This window comes from Arthrobacter sp. JCM 19049, from assembly GCF_001310435.1.
In genome coordinates this window covers 1-2,273 of record NZ_BAXF01000358.1, presented here as the reverse complement: position 1 = coordinate 2,273, position 2,273 = coordinate 1, and the positions used below count along the sequence as shown (strand labels likewise).

The 2,273-nt window shown below is 69.2% G+C and carries 1 protein-coding gene and 1 pseudogene; both read right to left on the bottom strand.

Going from position 1 to position 2,273, the window contains the following annotated elements:
- Positions 1-134: 134 nt before the first annotated feature.
- Complete coding sequence (locus JCM19049_RS12110) at positions 135-449, bottom strand: Rieske 2Fe-2S domain-containing protein (protein WP_054821722.1); 315 nt, start codon at positions 447-449, stop codon at positions 135-137.
- Between the two features lie 117 nt (positions 450-566).
- Positions 567-2,273: pseudogene (locus JCM19049_RS12105) on the bottom strand (3-hydroxyacyl-CoA dehydrogenase NAD-binding domain-containing protein); the annotation flags it as partial.

The following is a 2,273-nucleotide window of genomic DNA, read 5'->3' as shown; positions in this document are numbered from 1 at the left end:
AGGATGTTGCCCTGCTCTATGGTGCAGGCGAAGCGGGTCAGCGCGCCTTGGCCGGGCCCTCGGTGGCGGTGCCGTCCAGCGGGTCAAAGTGCGAGCGTGGCAGGCGCAGTAGAAGTCCGTCTTGGCCGGGGACTTCACGCCCACCGCGCAGCCTGGTGGGTGCAGATGTTCGAGTAGGCCAGCACGGTCTGCTCGTCCTGGCGGTAGAGCAGCACCCCGACGTCCGCGCCGGAGGGGTCTTTCGCGGCAACCTGGGCACGGGACTTGACCGGCAGGTCCTTGGCGGGCAGGACCACCTGTCCCTCGCCGCTGGGCTCGGGGACCGGCCCGGGGGTGTTGACCGGGGCCTCGGAGTGTCCATCCCCGCAGGCGCTCAGCGTGGCGGTGGCTCCGAACAGGGCGGTGGCGCACATGATGGTGCGGCGATCTGGGCGAACGGCGTCAGTCATGCCTCCATTCTTCCAGAGAAAACCCGCCCGGGAAAGCGCCGGCGCCCAACGCGCACAGCCCCGGCACCCCGCGCTGCGGGTGTACCGGGGCTGTGCGCCTGCTGGCGCAGGGACGGGTTAGGCGTGGAACTTCTTGCCGTTCACCCGCTGCGAGGCGCCGATCTGGTCCAGGTACGGGGTGATCCCGCCCAGGTGCATCGGCCAGCCGGCGCCGGTGATCATGCACAGGTCCACGTCCTGCGGCGCGGCGACGACCCCTTCCTCCAGCAGCAGGCCGATCTCCTCGGCCAGGGCGTCCTGAACCCGGGTGAGCAGCTGCTCGGCGGTGGAGGCTGGTCACCGAAGCTCATGACCTGCAGCGCCTTCGTCGATGACCTGGTTGCCCTGCTCGTCCTTCACCCACAGCGCGGTGATCTTCGCGTCGATCAGCGCCTGCAGGTTGGCCGAGACCTTGAAACGCTCACCGAACGCCGCATGCAGCGATTCGTTCACATGCTGCGCCACCGGCAGCCCGACCATCGCCAGCAGCGTGAACGGGCTCATCGGCAGGCCCATCGGCTGCAGCGCGCTGTCCGCGGTCTGCGCGTCGGTGCCCTCGTCGTACGCGGCCTGCACCTCGCTCATCAGCCGCAGCAGTACCCGGTTGACCACGAACGCGGCCGAGTCGGTGGTGCGCACGCAGGTCTTGCGCAGCGACTTGCCCAGCACGAACGCGGTGGACAAGGTCGCCTCGTCGGTCCACTCGGTGGCCGCGATCTCCAGCAGCGGCATGACGGCGACGGGATTGAAGAAGTGGAACCCGACCAGGCGTTCGGGGTGCTTCAGGTCCCGGCCCATCTCGGTGACCGAGAGCGAGGAAGTGTTGGTGGCCAGGATGCACTCGGGGGAGACCACGGCCTCCACCTCGGCGAACACCTGCTTCTTCACGCTCAGCTCCTCGAACACCGCCTCGATGACGAAGTCGGCGTCGGCGAACGCGTCCTTGGTCACCGAGCCGGAGACCAGGGCCTTGGCGCGGTTGACCGCGTCGGCGCTCATCCGGCCCTTGGCGCCCAGCTTGTCGATCTCCCCGTGGATGTAGCCAAGGCCCTTGTCGATGCGGGACTGGTCCAGGTCGGTGAGCACCACCGGCACGTTCAGCCGGCGCACGAACAGCAGCGCCAGCTGGCTGGCCATCAGCCCGGCCCCGACCACGCCGACCTTGGTCACCGGCTTGGCCAGCTTCCTGTCCGGCGCCCCGGCCGGACGCTTGGAGCGGCGCTGGACCAGGTCCAGGAACGCGTAGATGGTGTTGTGGAACTGGTGGGTGGCCATCAGTTCGGTCAGTGCCTCGATTTCCAGCTGCGCGGAGTGCTTCTGGCTCTTGCCGATCCCGGCGCGGAAGACCTCCAGCGCCTTGTACGGGGCCGGGGCGGCGCCGTGGACCTTGGCGTCGACGAACTTTTCGGCCTCATCGGCGGCGGCGTGGAATCGGGCGGCGACCTGCGGGTCCGCATCATCCACCGCATTCGGGCGTTGCACGGTGCGCTGGCCGGTGAGCACCTCATCGGCGAAGCCAGGGACTGCTCCAGGAAGTCGGCCGGCTCGTACAGCGCATCGGCGGCGCCCAGCTTGTAGGCCTGTGGGCCGGAGAGGGTGCGGTTGTTGTTCCAGGGGTTCTGGATGATCACCTTCAGGCCCTCCTCGGGCCCGATCAGCCGCGGCAGGCGGTAGATGCCGGCCCAGCCCGGGATCAGGCCCAGGAAGGACTCGGGCAGCCCCAGCGCCTCGGCCGTGGTGGACACGGTGCGGTAGGTGCAGGCCAGCGCGATCTCCATGCCGCCG